Origin of the sequence: Synechococcus sp. EJ6-Ellesmere, assembly GCF_024345875.1 — a bacterium.
In the GTDB taxonomy this organism is placed as follows: domain Bacteria; phylum Cyanobacteriota; class Cyanobacteriia; order PCC-6307; family Cyanobiaceae; genus Regnicoccus_A; species Regnicoccus_A antarcticus.
Genome location: NZ_JAGQBY010000047.1, coordinates 1 through 18,358 on the forward strand (window position 1 = coordinate 1; position 18,358 = coordinate 18,358).

The 18,358-nt window shown below is 68.1% G+C and carries 18 protein-coding genes and 1 pseudogene; 6 read left to right on the forward strand and 13 right to left on the reverse strand.

Annotation, left to right across the window (positions count from 1 at the left end):
• A partial coding sequence (locus tag KBY78_RS06810) for a TOBE domain-containing protein (protein WP_255142952.1) occupies positions 1-317 on the forward strand: 317 nt, incomplete at its 5' end.
• Positions 318-338: 21 nt separating this feature from the next.
• Here KBY78_RS06810 and KBY78_RS06815 read toward each other — a convergent pair.
• The 4 genes from KBY78_RS06815 to KBY78_RS06830 all read right to left on the reverse strand — a co-directional run bounded on the left by KBY78_RS06815 (position 339) and on the right by KBY78_RS06830 (position 5,448).
• On the reverse strand, positions 339-2,741 hold the full coding sequence (locus tag KBY78_RS06815; RefSeq protein ID WP_255142965.1) for an endonuclease MutS2: 2,403 nt from the start codon (positions 2,739-2,741) through the stop codon (positions 339-341).
• Between the two features lie 11 nt (positions 2,742-2,752).
• Positions 2,753-3,187, reverse strand: a complete 435-nt coding sequence (locus tag KBY78_RS06820) for a VOC family protein (RefSeq protein WP_255142966.1) — start codon at positions 3,185-3,187, stop codon at positions 2,753-2,755.
• 83 nt (positions 3,188-3,270) lie between these two features.
• On the reverse strand, positions 3,271-4,272 hold the full coding sequence (gene hemB / locus KBY78_RS06825; protein WP_255142953.1) for a porphobilinogen synthase: 1,002 nt from the start codon (positions 4,270-4,272) through the stop codon (positions 3,271-3,273).
• 186 nt (positions 4,273-4,458) lie between these two features.
• Positions 4,459-5,448, reverse strand: a complete 990-nt coding sequence (locus tag KBY78_RS06830) for a DnaJ C-terminal domain-containing protein (protein WP_255142954.1) — start codon at positions 5,446-5,448, stop codon at positions 4,459-4,461.
• A 136-nt stretch (positions 5,449-5,584) separates the two neighbouring features.
• Between KBY78_RS06830 and KBY78_RS06835 the strand changes: the two genes are divergently transcribed.
• Complete coding sequence (locus KBY78_RS06835) at positions 5,585-6,067, forward strand: hypothetical protein (RefSeq protein ID WP_255142955.1); 483 nt, start codon at positions 5,585-5,587, stop codon at positions 6,065-6,067.
• 11 nt (positions 6,068-6,078) lie between these two features.
• Here KBY78_RS06835 and KBY78_RS06840 read toward each other — a convergent pair whose 3' ends face one another.
• The 4 genes from KBY78_RS06840 to KBY78_RS06855 all read right to left on the reverse strand — a co-directional run bounded on the left by KBY78_RS06840 (position 6,079) and on the right by KBY78_RS06855 (position 7,866).
• Complete coding sequence (locus tag KBY78_RS06840) at positions 6,079-6,513, reverse strand: cyclic nucleotide-binding domain-containing protein (protein ID WP_255142956.1); 435 nt, start codon at positions 6,511-6,513, stop codon at positions 6,079-6,081.
• Positions 6,514-6,593: 80 nt separating this feature from the next.
• Positions 6,594-6,809, reverse strand: a complete 216-nt coding sequence (locus KBY78_RS06845) for a hypothetical protein (RefSeq protein ID WP_006172050.1) — start codon at positions 6,807-6,809, stop codon at positions 6,594-6,596.
• A 14-nt stretch (positions 6,810-6,823) separates the two neighbouring features.
• Positions 6,824-7,030 carry a hypothetical protein gene (locus tag KBY78_RS06850; RefSeq protein ID WP_255142957.1) on the reverse strand — a complete coding sequence of 69 codons (207 nt, stop codon included), beginning with the start codon at positions 7,028-7,030 and terminating at the stop codon, positions 6,824-6,826.
• Positions 7,027-7,866, reverse strand: a complete 840-nt coding sequence (locus KBY78_RS06855; RefSeq protein ID WP_315856645.1) for a DUF2092 domain-containing protein — start codon at positions 7,864-7,866, stop codon at positions 7,027-7,029. Before KBY78_RS06855 ends, KBY78_RS06850 begins: the two co-directional genes overlap by 4 nt.
• A 494-nt stretch (positions 7,867-8,360) precedes the next feature.
• Here KBY78_RS06855 and KBY78_RS06860 point away from each other — a divergent pair, with 494 nt between their 5' ends.
• Both KBY78_RS06860 and KBY78_RS06870 read left to right on the forward strand, forming a co-directional pair.
• Positions 8,361-9,083 carry an STAS/SEC14 domain-containing protein gene (locus tag KBY78_RS06860; RefSeq protein WP_255142959.1) on the forward strand — a complete coding sequence of 241 codons (723 nt, stop codon included), beginning with the start codon at positions 8,361-8,363 and terminating at the stop codon, positions 9,081-9,083.
• A gap of 556 nt (positions 9,084-9,639) precedes the next feature.
• Positions 9,640-10,824, forward strand: coding sequence for a class I SAM-dependent RNA methyltransferase (locus KBY78_RS06870; RefSeq protein WP_255142960.1), 1,185 nt, complete (start codon positions 9,640-9,642; stop codon positions 10,822-10,824).
• Positions 10,825-10,847: 23 nt separating this feature from the next.
• Here KBY78_RS06870 and KBY78_RS06875 read toward each other — a convergent pair whose 3' ends face one another.
• From KBY78_RS06875 to KBY78_RS06885, 3 genes are read right to left on the reverse strand one after another with little or no spacing between them, the layout of a single operon-like run.
• Positions 10,848-11,453 (reverse strand): hypothetical protein, encoded by a 606-nt coding sequence (locus KBY78_RS06875; protein WP_255142961.1) that lies wholly within the window; start codon positions 11,451-11,453, stop codon positions 10,848-10,850.
• A complete protein-coding gene (locus KBY78_RS06880; RefSeq protein ID WP_255142962.1) occupies positions 11,450-11,863 on the reverse strand; it encodes a phage holin family protein in 414 nt (137 codons plus the stop codon). The genes KBY78_RS06875 and KBY78_RS06880 overlap by 4 nt, the downstream gene beginning before the upstream one ends.
• Positions 11,860-12,276: a YqjD family protein gene (locus tag KBY78_RS06885; RefSeq protein ID WP_006172058.1), complete on the reverse strand. Its 417-nt coding sequence runs from the start codon at positions 12,274-12,276 to the stop codon at positions 11,860-11,862. Before KBY78_RS06885 ends, KBY78_RS06880 begins: the two co-directional genes overlap by 4 nt.
• 103 nt (positions 12,277-12,379) lie before the next feature.
• Between KBY78_RS06885 and smc the strand changes: the two genes are divergently transcribed.
• Both smc and KBY78_RS06895 read left to right on the forward strand, forming a co-directional pair.
• Positions 12,380-15,988 carry a chromosome segregation protein SMC gene (gene smc / locus KBY78_RS06890; RefSeq protein ID WP_255142963.1) on the forward strand — a complete coding sequence of 1,203 codons (3,609 nt, stop codon included), beginning with the start codon at positions 12,380-12,382 and terminating at the stop codon, positions 15,986-15,988.
• 65 nt (positions 15,989-16,053) lie between these two features.
• Positions 16,054-17,064 (forward strand): PRC-barrel domain-containing protein, encoded by a 1,011-nt coding sequence (locus KBY78_RS06895; RefSeq protein WP_006172060.1) that lies wholly within the window; start codon positions 16,054-16,056, stop codon positions 17,062-17,064.
• A gap of 24 nt (positions 17,065-17,088) precedes the next feature.
• Here the strand turns inward: KBY78_RS06895 and msrB are convergent, their stop codons facing one another.
• Positions 17,089-17,505 (reverse strand): peptide-methionine (R)-S-oxide reductase MsrB, encoded by a 417-nt coding sequence (gene msrB / locus KBY78_RS06900; RefSeq protein WP_255142964.1) that lies wholly within the window; start codon positions 17,503-17,505, stop codon positions 17,089-17,091.
• A 28-nt stretch (positions 17,506-17,533) separates the two neighbouring features.
• Positions 17,534-18,358: pseudogene (locus KBY78_RS06905) on the reverse strand (glycosyl transferase); the annotation flags it as partial.

Genomic DNA, 18,358 nt, shown 5'->3' on the forward strand with positions numbered 1-18,358 from the left:
TGCGGGCGGAGCACTTCAAGCTGGCCCCCGCCACCAACCGCAACCTGGCGGCGGAGAACACCCATCTCGAGGCCCTCGGAAACGAAGTGCTGATCAGTTGTCGCCTGAGCGTGGGCAGCCATCTGATTCCGGTCCGCACCGACCCGGGCCAGCGCCTGGCGGCAGGGCAGACGATCCACCTGGAGATCGATCCGCAGGGATGGCGCTTCTTTGAGGCCAACGGCGAGGCCCTGCCCAGACCCGAGCCCACCGTCACCAAGGCCGGCGTCATCGGACATCAGGACGAGATGGAGGTGGTGCTGCCGGACCTGAGCTGACGCCCTGCCCTTGGCTGCAGCTCATTTCGGCCAGATCACGCTGCAGCCCTGACCGCCATCCCCTCGCTCGGCATCACTGACCCGCTCCACCCAGGGCACGCTGGCCAGCCACTGGCGCAGGCCGCGCTTGAGCTTGCCGGTGCCGATGCCATGGATCACCCAGAGGGGTCCATTGGCGTTGCGCAGCTGCTCCTCCACAGCGGCTTCCGCCTCATGCACCCGCATCCCACGCACATCGACAGTGTTGCGTTCGCTGCGCACCTGGGGGCCTGAGCCGCCCAGGTGGCGCCCGCTGGCGCGCACCTCGATCAGCGGCTGAGCCGGCCCGGGTGGGGAGGGCTTCTCCCCCTGCAGGCTCTCGATGCCGGAGAGATCCACCTGCAGCCGCAGCACGCCGCAGCGCACGCTCAGTTCGCGACCATCCGCGCTGATCTCCAGCACCTGGGCCGCCTTGCCCAGGGAGAGCAGGCGAATGCGCTCCCCCACCACCGGCCGCCAGCCACTGGTGGCCCGGCGCTGGGGCTGGGGCGTGTGCTCAACCTGGAGCTGCTTGAGCCGAACTCCGGCCTGGCGAGCCCGCTCGCCATCGCCGCCGCCCTGGCGCAGACGCCTGATGATGCGGCGCACCTCCTGCTGCCCGTCGCGGATCGAGTGCTCCAGGGCCTGGCGCCGCTGCTCCTGCAATTCCGCCGACTGCTCCTGCTGCTGCTGCCAGCGCTGCAGCAGCTCCTCATGCAGCAATTCCGTACGCGCCAGCAGAGCCGCCGCCTCCTCGGCCGCCTCCTGCTGGCGGCGGCGCTGGTCTTCGAGGCCGCGGATCACCTGGTTCACTTCCCCCTCGCCCCGGGGCGCAAGCAGGCCATTGGCCTCGGCAATCACCGCCTGATCAAGCCCCAGGCGACTGGCGATCGCCAGGGCGTTGCTGCGCCCTGGGATCCCCCATTGCAGGTGATAGGTGGGGGAGAGGGTGTCGCTGTCGAAGGCCACCGAGGCGTTCTCGAAACGGCTGTCGGCGTACTTGAGCGCCTTGAGCTCACCGAAGTGGGTGGTGGCGATGGTCAGCCGGGCCCGCTCCGCCAGATGACGCAGCAGGGCGATCGCCAGGGCCGTGCCTTCGGTGGGATCGGTGCCGGCCCCCACCTCATCGAGCAGCACCAGGGTGGCGCCGGGCGCCGCGGGGGCGTCGAGGGCTTCAAGGATGCGGGCGATGCGGCGCACGTGGCCGCTGAAGGTGGAGAGGTTCTGCTGCAACGACTGCTCATCGCCGATGTCGGCCAGCACCAGGGAGCACCAGGGCAGCTGAGGAGTGCCGGAGCAGGGCAGGAACAGCCCAGCCCGGGCCATCAGGGCCGCCAGACCCACGCTCTTGAGGGTCACGGTCTTGCCACCGGTGTTGGGGCCGGTGATCGCCACCACCCGCAGCTCCGCGCCCACCGACACCGTGACCGGCACCACCTTGGCCTCCCCGCCGCGGCGCTCCTGCCAGAGCAGCAAAGGATGGCGCAGATCGCGCAGCAGGACTGGCGCCTGGGGGTCGGCGGAGAGTTCCGGGCGCACGGCCCCCAGCCATTGGCCGTAGCGGGCCCTGGCCAGGCCGACATCGAGGGCCACCAGCACCCGATGCAGCTCTTCAAGGGCTGGCGCCTCCTCGGCCACCAGGGCACTGAGTCTGGCAAGCACCCGCCCTTCCTCCTGGCGCTCCCGACCTTCCAGCTCCCGGATCTGGTTGCCGAGCGTGATCACCGCCTTCGGCTCGATGAACACGGTGCTGCCCGAGGCGGAGCTGTCATGCACCAGGCCCGGCAGCTGGGAGGCGGCCGTCACCTTCACCGCCAGCACCGGGCGGCCGTTGCGCTCAGCGATGACGCTGTCCTGGAGCAGTCCCCCCTGGCGACGCATCAGCTCCTGGAGACGATCGCGGCGCTGCTGGCGCAGGCCGGCCAGCTGCTGGCGCACGCCCGCCAGCTCCGGGCTGGCCCGGTCCGCCACCCGACCGCCCTCCTCCAGGCAGAAGCGCAGGCGCTGCTCCAGCTCCGGCAGGGTGCGCATATCGCCCATCAGCTGGCTGCAGACGGGGCGCAGCTCGGGAGCCTCGATCTGCCGGCGCAGGCGGCGGGCCACCGCCTGGGTGGAGGCCACCGCAAGCAGGTCTTCGCCGCCGGCGGTGCCCCCCTTGGCGCAGTGGCGCAGGGTGCCAGTGAGATCGGCGGCCCCCTGGAAACTGAGCCCGCCCTCGATCAGACCATCGAGGCCCAGCAGCTCGCTGGTTTCCGCGAGCAGGCGCAGACTCTCGAAGCGATCGGCGGCCAGGGGCAGGGCCCGGCAATGGGCAGCGCCGGCGCTGGTGCTCGCAAAGCTGGCCAGGTGCTGGCCGAGCCGTTCCCACTCGAGCAGCTCCAGGGCTTCGGCGGCGATCGCCTCCATGGCGGGGGGGCTCAAACCGGCTCCTGCCCTCGCCTGGCCTGGGCACGCGCCTGGAGCGGAATCACCGCCTGGCCGGTGTTGGAGGCGATGCCGGTGGCGGGCTCGTAGAGCATCTCCAACCAGTTGCCCTCGGAATCCTGCAGGTAAAAAGAAGCGGTGCCATCGCGATGGTCATGGACGGGCCCGACCCGGTGGCCGGAGGCCTCGAGCTGGGCATGGACCCGATCCACCCCGGCGCGGTCCTCGAAGTGAAAGGCGAAATGGGGGCCGGCCTGGCGGTAGCTGGGGGCCAGCAGGGCGATGCCATCACCGGATTCGGGCGACTGGAGGTAAGCCCAGTCGTCGGCATCCCAGGTGACGCGCAGACCGAGCGCCTCGTAGAAGGCCTTGGCCCGGGCCATGTCCTGCACCCGCACGGCCACATGGCCCAGTCGCTGCACGGCCATGGCCATTCCCTGTCGCAGGCACCATTCTGGTTGGCCGGAGGGCACCACCGGGGCGGCTCCGGCTTCGCTGGGCACCGCCGTGATCAGCCTTCCCGCAGCCAACGGGCTGCCTCGCAGGCGTGATACGTGAGGATCAGGTCGGCCCCGGCCCGTTTATAGCAGAGTAGGGTCTCCAGCACCACCGCACGCTCATCGATACAGCCCCGCTCGGCGGCCGCCTTGACCATGGAGTATTCACCGCTGACGTTGTAAGCGGCGATCGGAAGTTCGGTTTCGCCGCGCAGGCGGTGGATGATGTCGAGGTAGGCCAGGCCTGGCTTCACCATCAGGATGTCGGCACCCTCCTGCTCATCGAGCAGGGCTTCGGTGAGCGACTCACGGCCATTGGCCGGATCCATCTGGTAGGTGCTCTTGTCCTTGGGAATGGGTTTGCTGGAGTCGGTGCGCGGGGCGGAATCCAGGGCTTCGCGGAAGGGCCCGTAATACGCGGAGGCGTACTTGGCGGTGTAACTGATGATCCCCACGTGCTCGAATCCCTCCTCATCGAGGGCCTCGCGGATGGCGCCCACGCGGCCATCCATCATGTCGCTGGGGCCGATCAGATCAGCGCCGGCCCTGGCCTGGGCCACCGCCTGGCGACAGAGGATCGCCACGGTCTCGTCATTGAGCACCTCGCCTTCGGCGCTGACGATGCCGTCGTGGCCATCACAGGAGTAGGGGTCGAGGGCCACGTCGGTCATGATCGCCATGCCGGGATGGTCTTGCTTGAGCCGTCGGATCGCCCGGGGGATCAGGCCACCCTCGTTGAAGCATTCAGCTCCGTCTTCGGTCTTGAGACCATCGGCGACCTTCGGGAAGAGCACCACGCAGCGGATGCCGAGATCCCAGGCACGGCCCACCTCCTCCACCAGCCCCTCGAGGCTCCAGCGGAAGGCACCGGGCATGGCACCGATCGGCTCGTTGCTGGCACCTTCATGAACGAACAACGGCAGGATGAAATCCGCCGGGCTCAGCTGAAACTCGCGCACCATGGCCCGCAGAGCCGGTGAGCGGCGCAGGCGCCGCGGACGGTAGGTCAGCTCCATGCAGTCGGATCACTTGAGACCATCCTAAAGCCCAGGCTTCCGCCCCCATTTTCAGCCTCACATTCGCCAGCAAGTCTGATCCCGGCAGTCATCGAAAGTGGGCTTAGCTGGGTGCCAAGCATCCACCATAGGAGGATCAGATGATTCCTCTCAGTTCAATTCAATTCATTATTTTCTGGATGGCACTCAGAGCTGGGCCGCCTTCATCCACTCACGGCGAGGATCAAGACTGCGGGCCTGGCGCAGCTTCTCCAGCAACTGCCGCTCGGCCTCGCTGAACTGCTCCGGAAGCTTGAGGGTGAGGCTGAGCAGCAGATCCCCACGGCCGTCCTTGACCGGCCAGCCCTTGCCCTTGAGGCGCAGGCTGCGGCCCAGGGCCACACCGGGAGGCACCTGCACGGTGGCTTCCCCGTCGGGGGTGGCCACCCTCACCTCGCCGCCCAGGGCCAGTTCATCGAGGCTGAGGGGTAGATCGGCGCGCAGCTGATCGCCATCCAGGCGCCAGATCGGGTGGTCCTGAAGTTGAAGGTTGAGATAGAGATCGCCGCGGCGTCCGGTGCCGGGCTGCAGGTTGCCCTTGCCCTTGAGGCGCAGGCGGCTGCCACTGCGCACCCCTGGCGGAATGCGCACCTGCACCCGCTCTTCGTTGACGGCCAGGGTGCGCTCGCAGCCCCGGAACGCTTCGGCAAAGCTGAGGCTGATGGTGGCTTCCGCGTCCAGGTTGAGGGTGCCGCTGCGACCCGTGGCCGGTCCGCCGAAACCGCTGGGGAAGCCGCCGGGAAAACCACCGGAGAACCCGAAACCTCCGGGGCCTGCCCCAAAACCGGAACTCCCCTGGGCCCCACCGAAGCGACCGAGCAGGTCGTTGATGAATTCGTCGAAGTTGCCGTAGCGGCCGAAATCCACATCAAAGCCCGGGGCCCCGCCAGGCGCCCCGCCGGCCTGACTCCAGTACTGGCCGAACTGCTCATAGCGCCGACGCTTGTCGGGATCGGAGAGCACCTCATAGGCCTCGCTGATCTCCTTGAACTTGGCCTCGGCCGTGGCATCACCGGGGTTCACATCCGGGTGGTACTGGCGGGCCAGCTTGCGAAACGAGCGCTTGACGGCATCGGCATCCGCACTGCGCTCGACGCCCAGCACCTTGAAATAGTCGCGGTAGCCGTTGGCACTCATCGAGGCAAGCTCATCGGTTCGCGAGGTGGCGAATCTCAGTTCCAGTGTCCCAGCCAGAGGCTTGAACGGGTGGCCCCAGAAAGGGCGGAAGCCCGAACGCAGCCTTAGCCTCGGAGCATCTGAGTGTGCGAGTTCCATGCCTGACGCCTCGTCCGGCCACCGGCTGCCCACCCGGTTGTTTTCCCTGGCGCTGATGAGCCTCAGCCTGGTGCTGGTGGGGGCTGCCGGCAGCAGCCGCAACCAGGCCCTCGCCCGTGGTGGCAGTCCATCGAGCAGCACCAGCGGCAGCATCGGGGAAGCCGTGAGCCCCTCCACGGCGGAGCAGAAGGCGCTGGTGGAGCACCTGCGAACACGGGGTGCGATCTTCTACGGCGCCTGGTGGTGCCCCCACTGCTTCCATCAGAAGAACCTCTTCGGCACTGAAGCGGGCCGGCGCTTGCCTTACGTGGAATGCGACAAGGATCAGGCCGGGCGTGAACGCTGCCAGGCCGCAAAGATCCGGGCGTTCCCCACCTGGGATCTTGATGGCGAGCGGCGTGAAGGCCTGCTCACCATCGAGGAACTGGCCGTCTGGAGTGGCTTCAAGGCCAAGACCGGGGGAGGCACCAGCAGCCGCTGAAGCGGAAGCGATCAGCCGAAGCCATAGGGGGCGGTGGTGTCACGCAGGCGCTGGGCCAGCTCCTTGATCACGGCCTGAACAATTTCGGGATGATCGACCATCAGGGCCTGCAAGGTGGCCTGCTCGATGCGGTACAGCGTGGTGGGATCGATTGCGCTGACGGAGGCCGAGCGAGGTTCCGGATCGAGGGCGGCCAGCTCCCCCACGATTTCGCCATCGGCAAGTTCCACCACGGTCTGGTCGCCGATGTGAATGCGCACCTGGCCGCTGACGATCACATACATGGAGGTGCCGAGATCCCCCTTGGCAAACAGCTGCTCGCCAGCAGCGAGATGAACTTCCTCCACAGCTTCGGCAAGCTGGAGCAGCACCTCGACCGGCGTGGCCGCGAAGATGCCAACGGTTTGAAGCCTCTGCAGCTTGTCGTGCGTGGCCGCGCTGGTCATGGGGTTGAAGGAAGGCGGCCTGAAGGCAGATCAGACCTTGGTACGGAAGCTATGACGCTGTCCTGGCGCTGAGTATGTCGTCAAAGTGGGGGCTCCTCCAGCTGGTGAGCGCCTGCGGGGCAGTCGGATTCAGCGAGGGCATGGCGGATGATGATCAGCAACCGCTCAAAACCATCGCTGTCTTCCAGCCCCTTCCAGAACCACTGGGTTTCAGGATTGCACTGCTCCACCTGCTCCCTGAGGTCCGCCGGCAAGGCAGACCAATCGGGAAGGTGGGGCAGCTCAGGGCGGCTCATGGGGGGCCGTGGGTTCAGCAGTCGTAGACGCCAACGGCACAGCGACGCACGGTGCGCCGACCCACTCCGGCCACGCTGACGGGCGTGAGCGGACGGCCCACTCGGGCCTGCGCCGGCGGGACCAGGGCATTCAGGAGTTGGCCTGGGACGGTGTGCAGCGGGCCTGAGCCAGCCAGGGCGAGGGCGGCAAGGAGAGCAGCCGTATTGCGGGTGGTGGTCATGGAGTTCCTCTTTGAACGAAGTTACTGGGCAGTTCGCCCATGGACTTGATGGTCTTCAATTCATCCTTGCTGATGGCCCTGGCCCCCGGGGGCGGAACAAAAGCGAAGGACTGGCCGACGGCCGCGGATCCCGTTTTGAAGTTACTGAGTTGAACGCTGTATTGAGGCGAGCCAGGTACAGTCTTGGAGGTGATCACGTAGCGGCAGGGATAGGGACGCTTCCCCTGGGCGATCCAGATCTGGAAATCGACATCCTTTTTACGGAACGCGAGGTGATCGCACTCGACACCACCCACGACGCCGCTGCCGAGATCCTTGACATCCGTGACACCCTCGGTGAGTTCGGCATAGGCCCCTGGCAACAATAAATCAGCAGCCGGGAGCGGCCTGCGGTACTTGTCCTTGAGCTCATCCACCAGGGTTGCGATCGTGCCCTTGAACGGAACCTGCATATAGACGTTGGCCTGCTTGCCCAGCAGGGTGAAAGTGGAGCCATCAAAGACCGTTTCGACGTCGGCTAAACCGGTGGATCGGGTGGCACGGATGCGACCGGGGCGCGCCAGCGAGACCGTTCCGGAACTGGCCAGCGTGAGCCGTTGCTGTTCCGCGGTCACGACATCCAGATCGGCGTCGTAACGGAATGACATGGCCTGTTGAGCGCCCATGTAGGTGGTCATTCCCTTGAGCAGCGCCAGGGCTTCCGCCTCAGCCGCCCCCGCGCCAGGGGCCCCAACCACCCCTGCCGCGACGGCAACAAAGCCTGCACAGACCCCAGCAAAAAGGCTACGGGCAACTCCTGTCTTTATGAATAAATCCGTCATTCCTGTTGACACCATCACTCAGTTCCACCAAATAAAATTACGGCCTTGGTGCCAGCGGTCTACCGCCCAAAGATCCGCAAACTGAACCTCCTCAGCTTAGGGCCTAGCTGAAGTGTGGCAACCACTGCGGAGAGAGCGAGGCGTGCATCGATCAGGCCTTGCCGTGATCGTTCATGTCCTATCCAGGCAGCAACGCCCTGGCTGCTCGAACTCAATCAGAATCTGCCATTCCACTTCTCCTTCAAGGTTTCGGATCGGGCTTGCAAGTGTTGGCCACACACGTGATGGCTTCCTGCGTGCGCACTTGGAGATCCCATTCCTGGCCGTCCGTCTGCCTACTCGCCAGGTTTTTTTCAGCGATCAGCAGTCGTTGGAGGTACTGCTCATCGCTGAATGGGCTGCTGATCAAACACACCAAGCGGTTTGATGGGTTGAAGAGGGCCCTTTTCTGTGGCCGCACGTCGGCCTGATGGCTACGGTTTTGGTAGAGCATCCCTGAGGGAAGTCCCATGATCGAAGGCATGAGCGGGCTGCCGGACGGCACCCTCGGTTTTTCCTTCCAGGGGCAGATCACCGCTGACGATTATGACCACGTGCTCACGCCGGCGCTGGATCGTGCCCTTGAGCAGCACGACCGCCTGAAGCTGCTCGCTCAGCTGGGGCCTGCCTTCGAGGGCTACGACCTGGGCGCGGCCTGGGCCGACGGACGTGAGGCGTTGCGGCACTGGGATGGGTTCGAGCGCCTGGCGCTGGTGTCGGATGTGGCCTGGGTGCGGACGGCCGTGGCGGCCTTCAGCCTGGTGATGCCCTGCCCCGTGAGGGTGTTCGCCAACGCGGACCTGGAGGAGGCCCGCCGCTGGTTGGCGGAGTCGCTGGGCACGATGCACATCAAGCGGGACGGCGATGTGATTGAGACGGAGCTGATCGGCACGCTCGAGGCCAGTGCCTATGAACGGATCGAAGCCGACATCGACGCTGAGATTCAGGGGATCGATGGTGTGAGGCTGCTGCTGGATCTGCGTCAGTTCGATGGCTGGGCCGGCCTCGGCGCCCTGGGGCGCCACCTGGCGCTCGTTCGCGACCATCGCCGGGCGGTCCGGCGGGTGGCGGTGGTGGGCAACAGGGCCTGGCAGGCCCTGGCCGAAAAGCTGGTCTCGAGATTCCTCGATGCCGAGACCCGTTTCTTCGAGGGCGCTGATCATGCCCTGGCTGAAACATGGATCCGGCAATGAACTTGACCGCCAATTGAGAGGTCCGGCCTTACCCCCTCGGGGCTGTCACCGCCTTGGCGGTGGAGCCCCTCCGTCTGCTGAAAATGTGGAGTCAAGAACAATGACCGCGCCACACGTCAAGACCATGGGTTCAGTTCGCCGTGAACTTGGGCCCTGAACGCAGGCTTGATGCCAAAGGGAAGGGGGCCTTCCAGCCCCCCATGGGTCATTTGGGTGATAAGGCTGACCTACCCCATCTCCCTATAGGAGTCAGGCAGCCACAGGGGCGGTCTGACGGGAGAAACGAACGATGTTGTTCGCTGTTACGGGTTTGCTCTTACCGAGCAGGCTTCAGTCACCCTCCTCATACCCCGTCGAAACCATTGCAGCCCCGCGGACACCGCCGCCGCAGCGGGGTGGAATGGAGCTGAGCGGAATCGAACCGCTGTCCGAAGCACCGGTGTGAGCCACCTAGTCCGCCCGAGGACGGACCTTGTCATTGTGACAGCAGACATGGGCCTACGGGCAGAGCGACAGGGTGGGCATGACCGAACCCAGGCACCAGAGCGAAGCCAGGATGAGCCGATTCATCGGCGAGCCGCTGGCCGGTGTGGCCGTGCTGCCTCCCGGTCTGGAGGAGGAAGGCGCCGCTGAGCTGAAAGCTCTGGGCGCCACCTCGGTGCAGGTGTTGCGGCGGGCCGTGGCCCTTCGCACCGATCTGGAGGGCTTCTACCGTCTCCAGCTGCAGGCCCGGCTTCCCTTCCGGATCCTGCGGGAGCTGGCCCGCTTCAGCTGCGACGGCCCCCGCCAGCTCTATGAGGCCGTGGCCGGCGCCGCCGACTGGGACCAGTGGCTGCCGCCCAGCCGCAGCTTCCGGGTGGATGTGAGTGGCAGCCTGCCTGGTCTGGCCCACAGCCACTTCACTGCTCTGCAGGTGAAGAACGCCCTGGTGGATGGGCAGCGACAGCGCTGGGGCGAGCGCTCCTCGATCGATCTCAACGACCCCGAGCTCTGCCTGCACCTGCACCTGGGCCAGGCACGCGGTGGACGAGGCGGCGTGGGGGTGCTGAGCGTGGACGGGGCTGGCGGCAGCCTGCACCGCCGCGGCTGGCGGGCCGCCGTGGGCCTGGCGCCGTTGAAGGAAAACCTGGCCAGTGGCCTGATCGCGCTCACGGGCTGGGATGGCTCGGTGCCCCTGGCCGATCCCCTCTGCGGCTCCGGCACCCTGCTGATCGAAGCCGCCTGCCGGCAGCTCGGCCGCGTGCCGGGCCTCGATCCACTGGGTGGAGTGCCGCGGCCGCAGGTGCTGCGCCACTGGCCAGATATCCAGGGCACGCTCTGGGAGCGGGAGGAGCGGTCCGCGCAGGCGCTGTCGGCGGCGCCCCCCGCGCTGGCGCCGATCATGGGTCTGGAGCGCGACGCCGGTGTGCTCGTGCAGGCCCGTGCCAACAGCGTCAGCGCCGGCGTGGCGGAGCACGTGCAACTGCAGCAAGGCGACTGCCGCGACTTCCAGCCGCCGAATGGGCCCGGCGTGATCGTCTGCAACCCTCCCTACGGCGCCCGGCTCAGTGGCGGCGAAGACCTCGAAGGTCTCTACGCCGACCTCGGCGCGATGCTCAAGCAGCGCTGCTCCGGCTGGAGCCTCTGGCTGCTCAGCGGCAACCCGGCACTCACCGGGGCCCTGCGCATGAAGGCCCGGCGGCGGATTCCAGTGAGCAATGGAGGCATCGATTGCCGCTGGCTGAACTACGAGATCCGCTGAGCCACTGGCTCTGCTGGCAGCACCTACGCCTCGTCGTCCTCCTGGGGGCAGGCCTGGAGCACCTCCTGGGTGTGACGGGCCAGCAGCGAGAGCATCAGCTCGAAGAGGAACTGTTCGCTGCGCTCCAGATCGGCGTCGGCATTGCTGTAGTGCTGGCTGAGCTGGGCCACCATCGTTTCGCTGGGGGGCAGGCTCAGCACCAGGGAAAGCAGCAGCAGCAGACAGCCGCCGAGATAGGAGCCCTCATCCCCAGCGGTCTGCAGCTGGTTGGCCCGCTCGCACACATCGGCGTAGCCGATCTGCTGCAGGTGGTGGAAGCCACAGGCACAGCCGGTCTGCAGGCGCAATTCGGCCCGGATCTCCGGTGACAACCGCCCCAGGCTGGTGGCGCTGGGTACCGACTCCCGGCGCAGGCTGCTCCAGATCCGGCTGGGCACCGGCTCGGATGGCAGGCCCTCGGGCAGCGCCTCGGCCAGATCGTGGCAATCGATCAGCATCTGGCACCAGAGCTCGGTGAGGAGCACGTCCTGGCGGCGTTGCTCCGATGATTCCTGCTGCGGCGAGTCCTGATGCGGCGGCTCCAGCTCCGCGGGGTCGTGGCTGGAGCTGGGGAACGGCTTCGGGCTCATCGGCCCAGCAGGGCACGGGTGAGCTTGCTGACTCCGGCGGTGGTCTGGGGCAGATAAGGGCCCTGAATCAGCTGACCGCCGATGCGCAGCAGCACACCAGCCAGCACCAGATCCCCCACCAGCAGCAGCAACACAGCCTGAAGCCAACCCGAGCCGAAGCTCTGGTGCAGCCACAACACCAGGGCCACGTGGCCAGCCACTGATGCCAGCAGCATCAGCGTGCCGCCGGCCGCCAGCAGCACGCCACCGCTGATCAGCCGCCGCTTTTCATGGTCCACCTCCTGCAAGGCGATGCGCACGTGCAGGTCCATCACCGACGTCACCAGGGCAGTGACGCGACCTGCCGCCACCCGGCCCATCCCGGCGCCGCTTGAGCGCCGCCCCCGGCGCTCATCGTCGGCCGAACTCATGAGGAGCGCCGGCCCGGAGCCAGCAGCAGTCCGGCGATCAGGCCCACCGCCGCCGCCACGCCCACCGCCAGCAGGGGGCGATCACGCACGGGCTTCTCGATCCGTGGCCGCAGGCTGCTGTTGAGTTCATCGAGCAGATGCTCCAGCTGTTCCTCCAGCGGGCCGATGCGATCCACCAGGTCGCGGGTGCGGTCACCCGCCGCATGGACCAGGTCAAGCAATTGCTCCTGCACGCCACTGGCGGTGCGGCCGGTCTGCTGGGCGATCACTGACACCACCTCATCCAGGCTGCCGCGGGTGGCCTCCAGGGTTTCGCGGGCCACCTGCGGCCACTCACGCTGGATGGTGGGCAGCAGGGCGTCAAAGCGCTCGCGGAAGCGGTCGCGACTGACGGTGGGGGTTTCGGGTTCCATGACGTGACATTCCTCGGGGACTTTGGCTCTCAGGATAGGTAGGGGCTTGAGATCGTCAGCAGCTCCGCTAAGTTCGAACTGCTCAGCACTGCACGCGGGCCTGTTGGTTTACATCAATCAGGTCGAACTCGCTCAGTTCAAGTCGTTCGGCGGAGCGATGGCGATCCGGCTGGAGCCATCCTTCACCGTGATCACCGGTCCCAACGGCTCAGGCAAGAGCAACATCCTTGACGCGGTGCTGTTCTGCCTCGGCCTGGCCAGCAGCCGCGGCATGCGCGCCGAGCGCCTGCCCGATCTGATCAACAGCGCCACGGTGCGCCAGGGCAAGGCCGCCGAAACGGTGGTGAGCGTGCGCTTCGACCTCAGCGACTGGGAGCCCGATCCGGCCGAGGCCGGCCTTGAGCCCCCGGCGGAGGGTCCCTGGATTCAGGCGGGACAGAAGGAATGGACCGTGAGCCGGCGGCTGCGGCTGGCCCCCGGCGGCACCTACAGCAGCAGCTACAGCGCCGATGGGGTTCCCTGCAACCTGCAGCAACTGCAGAGCCAGCTGCGGCGCCTGCGGGTGGATCCCGAGGGCAGCAACGTGGTCATGCAGGGGGACGTGACCCGGATCGTCTCGATGGGCGCCCGCGACCGCCGTGGCCTGATTGATGAACTGGCCGGAGTCGCCCTGTTCGATTCCCGCATCGACCAGACCCGCGTCAAGCTCGATGAGGTGCAGGAGCGCCAGGAACGCTGCCGGATCGTGGAACAGGAGCTGCTGGGGGCCCGCCAGCGGCTTGAGCGCGACTGCGCCAAGGCCCGCACCTACCAGGACCTGCGCCAGCGTCAGCAGCTCGGCCGCCTGCAGGAGCAGGTGCTCGCCCATGAGCAGGCGGGCACCCAGCTGGGGGCCGTGCGCCGGCGCCAGCAGGCCCTGGAGGCCCAGGAGCAGAGTGACCGCACCGCCCTCGCCGCCGCCGAAGCAGCCCTGGAGCAGGCCAGCGCAGGTCTCGCCCTGCTGCAGGCCGAGGTCAAGGCCCTCGGCGAAGACAGCCTGCTGGTGGTGCAGGCGGAACTGGCCGGCCTCGAGACCAGCGCCCGCGAGCTCAAGCGCCAGGCGGAGCGCCAGCAGCAACAGGCGGAGGCCCTGCAGGGTCAGCGCCAGGAGCTGCAGCGCCAGCACGCCGAACTCCAACGCCAGCGCCAGGAGCTCAGCGCCGATGAGCAGCATGCCGGGGCCCTGGCGGCGGCGGAGCAGGCCTGCCTGAGCGCCGAAGGGGCGGTGGAGCTCTCCCGCCGGCGGCTTGGAGAGGTGGCGGGCCGCTCCGGCACCTGGCTGGAGGAGCAGAAGCGCCGCAGCCAGCGCCGGCAGGAGCTGCAGCAGGCGGTGGCGCCCCTGCTGGCAGAACAGCAGCAGCTCAGCGAGAGGCTGCGCCAGGCCGAGGAGCGCCTGCAGGAACTGGAGGCGGAGCTGGCCAGCGGTGGCAGCGACGACCAAGTTCAGCAGCAGCGCCTGCAGGAGCTGCTGGCCGAAGCCGAAGCCATGCAGGCCCTGGTGGAGCAGCAACAGAGTCAGGCCCAGGAGCTGGCCGAAGCCCTGGCCCTGCAGCAACGCACCCGAACCCGCCTGGAGCAGGAGCAGGCCCAGCTGGAGCGGGAGATCGCTCGGATCGAGAGCCGCCGCGACACCCTCCAGGAGAGCCGTGGCACCGGCGCCCTGCGCCTGCTGCTGGAATCGGGTCTGGGGGGGCTGCACGGCCCCGTGGCTCAGCTGGCCGAGGTGGATGAGCGCTTCCGGCTAGCCTTGGAAGTGGCCGCGGGCGGCCGCCAGGCCCAGGTGGTGGTCGACGACGACCGCATCGCCTCCCAGGCGATCGAACTGCTCAAGAGCCGCCGGGCCGGTCGCCTCACCTTTCTGCCGCTCAACAAGATCCGCGGCGGTGGCAGTGGAGGTGGCAACGCCGCCCTGGAGCGTGCCGGAACCGGTCGCTCCGGCGCTGGCGGACTGGTGGGCCGCGCCGTCGATCTGCTGCGCTTCGAGCCCGTTTACACCGAGGTCTTCCGCCACGTCTTCGGCGACACCCTGGTCTTCGAAGACCTTGCCAGCGCCCGCCGTGAACTCGGCCGCTGCCGGGCCGTGACTCTGGAAGGGGAATTGCTGGAGCGCAGCGGCGCCATGACCGGCGGCAGCCTGCAGCAGCGCTCAGGCCAGCTCAGCTTCGGGCGGGCCGGGGAGCAGGACGAAGCGGAGCCCCACCGGCGCCGCCTGCTGGAGCTGGGGGAGAGCCTGGTGGTCTGCCGCCGCCGCGAGGCCGATCTGGGCCGGCAGCTGGAGCAGCTGCGCCCGGCGCTGGAGGAGGGCCAGCAGCGCCGAGCCGCCCTGACGGCGGAGCGGGCTGCGGCGGAGCGGGCCCTGGGGCCCCAGCTGCAACGGCTGGAGCAGCTCCAGCAACGGCGTAACCACACCCGGGACGGCCTGGAGAGCGGCCAGCAGCGAAGCCAGCAGCTGGAGCGCGAGCTGGCCCCCTTGCTGCTGGAGGTGGCCGAGCTTGAGATGGCCGAGGCCGAGGCCCAGGCGTCGGGTGACAGTTCCCGCTGGCAGGGACTGCAGCACGACCTGGAGGCGGCCGATCAGCGACTGGCCACTGCCCGCGAGCAGCGGGACGGCCTGGTGCTGGCCCAGCGGGAGCGCAGCTTGAGCCTCACCCGCCTCGGGGAGCAGCCCGAAGCCCTCGCCGTGGAGGAAACGCGGCATCAGCAGGCCGTGGCCAGCCGGGCGGAGGGGGACCGCCAGCGCCGTGAGCAGGAACGCCAGGGCCAGGAGCGGCGCGCGGAGCTGGAAGAGCAGCAGCAGCAGCTGCAGGAACGCTTCGGCGAACGGCGCCGGACCCGCGATGCCGCCGAGGCCCAGGTGGGCCAGCAACGGCAGGCCCTGCAGCAACGCCAGTGGGAGCTGCAGCGGCTGGGGGAGGAGCGCCTGGCACTCAGCGAGCAGGAGCGGGCCCTGGCCCTGCGGCTGGAAGCGATGGAGCGGGCCCTGCCCGATCCCCTGCCCGAGATCTCCGAAGAGCTGCGCTCAGCGGGCCTTGAGGCACTGCAGCAGGAGTTGCAGAGGCTGCAGCAGCGCATGGAGGCCCTGGAGCCGGTGAACATGCTGGCCCTGGAGGAACTCGAGCAGCTGGAGCAACGCCTGGCCGACCTTGCCGGCAGGCTGGAGGTGCTCTCCAGCGAGCGGGAGGAGCTGCTGCTGCGCATCGAGACCGTGGCCACCCTCCGCCAGGAGGCGTTCCTGGAGGCGTTCCACGCCGTGGATGGCCACTTCCGCACGATCTTCGCCGGGCTCTCCGAAGGCGAAGGGCACCTGCAGCTCGAGAACGAGGCCCAGCCCCTCGAAGGCGGACTTACCCTGGTGGCCCACCCCAAGGGCAAGACCGTGCGCCGGCTGGCCTCGATGTCGGGAGGGGAGAAATCGCTCACAGCCCTGAGCTTCCTGTTCGCCCTGCAGCGCTTCCGCCCCTCCCCCTTCTATGCCCTCGATGAGGTCGACAGCTTCCTCGATGGGGTGAATGTGGAGCGGCTGGCCGCCCTGATCGCCAGCCAGGCCGATCAGGCCCAGTTCCTGGTGGTCAGCCACCGCAGGCCGATGATCGCCGCCGCCACCCGCACGGTGGGGGTGACCCAGGCCCGCGGCGCCCACACCCAGGTGGTCGGGATGCCCACCGCCGCCTGAACCGGTGCGGTGGGTCACAATGATTCGACCGCTCACCTTGCCGACACCCGCCCGGGATCTGGCCTTTGACCTCTTCCTTTCCTCCCTCCGCCGACCCTTCAGGCGCCGCCCCCAGCGACAGGCTGTGGCTGCGCTCCGAGCTGATGGGAACCCAGGTGATCACCCGCGACACCGGCCGCCGGCTGGGGGTGGTGGGCGAAGTGGTGGTCGACATCGACCGCCGCGAGGTGGTGGCGCTCGGCCTGCGTGACAACCCCCTCACCCGCTTTCTGCCGGGCCTTCCCCGCTGGATGCCGCTCGATCGCATCCGCCAGGTGGGCGATGTGGTGCTGGTGGATTCCGCCGATTCCCTGGCTGAGGGATTCAATCCCGAGCGCTACAGCAAGGTGATCAACTGCCAGGTGATCAGCGAGTCGGGCGAGCAACTGGGCCGGGTGCTCGGCTTCAGCTTCGACATCGAAACCGGCGAGCTCACCACCCTGGTGCTGGGGGCTCTGGGTGTTCCCCTGCTCGGCGAAGGGGTGCTCAGCACCTGGGAACTGAGTGTCGAGGAGATCGTGAGCAGCGGGCCCGATCGGATCATCGTGTACGAGGGCGCTGAGGAGAAACTCAAGCAACTGGGCAGCGGCCTGCTCGAGAAACTGGGCATCGGCGGCCCCAGCTGGGAGCAGGAGGAGCGGGATCGCTTCCGCCAGACCATGGTGCCGGTGGAGAACCAGCTGGCCTCCGGGCAGCCAAGTGTCCAGGAGCAGCGCCGGATCCAGCCCGCCTCCAGCCGTGCCGTGCAAGTGGAGGATCAGGAAGAACTGGAGTATGTGGAGCTGGAGCGCCGCCGTCAGGAACCCCTGCGCCAGCGGCGGTACCTCGACGAAGACGAGTTCGACGACGAACCACGCCGCCGAAGCCCTTTGCCCCAGCAGCCCCGCCAGGCTCCTCTGCGCTCCAGCGGAGATCAGCGGCAGCCCCTGGATGTGGAGCCCGAGCCCTACCGCGTGAGGCAGGAGCCGGAACCAGAGGTGCTGGAGCCCCCAGCTCGACCCCGCACGAATGAGGAGCGCTTCTCGGATCCCTGGTGAACCCGCGGAGCGGACGGCCAGGCCTCACCCCGCCGGCTCGAAGTTCAGAGAGGCGGAATTCACGCAGTAGCGAAGGCCCGTGGGACCGGGGCCGTCGTGGAAGAGATGGCCCAGGTGGGCCTCACACTTGGCACAGCGGATTTCCGTTCGCACCATGCCGTGGCTGCGGTCTTCAACGGTGGTGATCGCCCCCGCATCGAGCCCGTCCCAGAAGCTCGGCCAGCCCGTGCCGGAATCGAACTTGGCGCTGGAGCCGAACAGGGGCGAACCGCAGCAGATGCAGTCGTAGCGGCCCTCCTGCTTGGTGTTCCAGTAGGCGCCGGTGAAGGCCCGCTCGGTGCCGCCACAACGGGCCACCTGATACTGCTCGGGCGTGAGACGCTCGCGCCAGTCGGGATCAGAGGGGGCTGGAGTGGCGGAGGTCGTGTCGGAACTGGCCATGGGGCAAGAAGGGTCTGCTGCCGTCAATTTAGGCAGCGGGCAGAAGCTCCTGCACCATCGCCGCCAGGGCCGCCACGGCCCCGGGCTGACCCCGCAGGCTGCGCAGATCGTCGCGCTGGCCCCGCAGCCGCTCGGGATGGGCCAGCCACTCGTTGGCCTCGGCGGCGATCTCAGCCGGCGTGATCGATCCCACCCGCTCGGGCACCACGGCACGGCCAGCCGAGATGTTCGGCCAGGCCAGAAACCCCCGCTGGCGCATGCGCCAGGCCGTCAGCGCCAGACCCAGCAACCAGCGCAGCAGGGGCAGGCGCGCCAGCAGACCGAGCCAGCCGTCCCAGGCCTGCATCACCTCCAGATGCTGGGTGGGCACCAGCACGATCATCGGCACCCCGAGGGCCCCGAGTTCAGCGGTGTTCGCTCCCACGGTGGTGAGCGCCAGAGCGCACTGGCTGAGGGGGCCATGGGCCGGATGCTGCTCGAACAGCAGAACGGGCGTGCCGGCCCCGCTGATCAGCCAGCGCTGACCGGAGCCGGACTCCGGCTCCAGCAGCCGGGGAGGCTGACCGCCGTAGTGGCGCTGAATCGGGTTGCCGCTGCCTCCGTAGGCCAGCAGATCGGCCACGCTGGTGGTAGGCGCCACCGGCAGCATGAAGCGACACCCGGGCCGCAGGCGGGCGAGGCGATCGGCGGTATCAAGCGCGAAGGGTACACCCCCCTGCAATCTCGCCCGTTTGGAGCCGGTCAGCTGGGCCAGCCGTTCCCCCTCCGGCAGAGCAGCCACCGCCCGCGCCTCCTCGGAGTAAGCGGCCATCAGATCCCCCCCCACGGTGCAGCGCTGGCGCCAGCGGGGCGG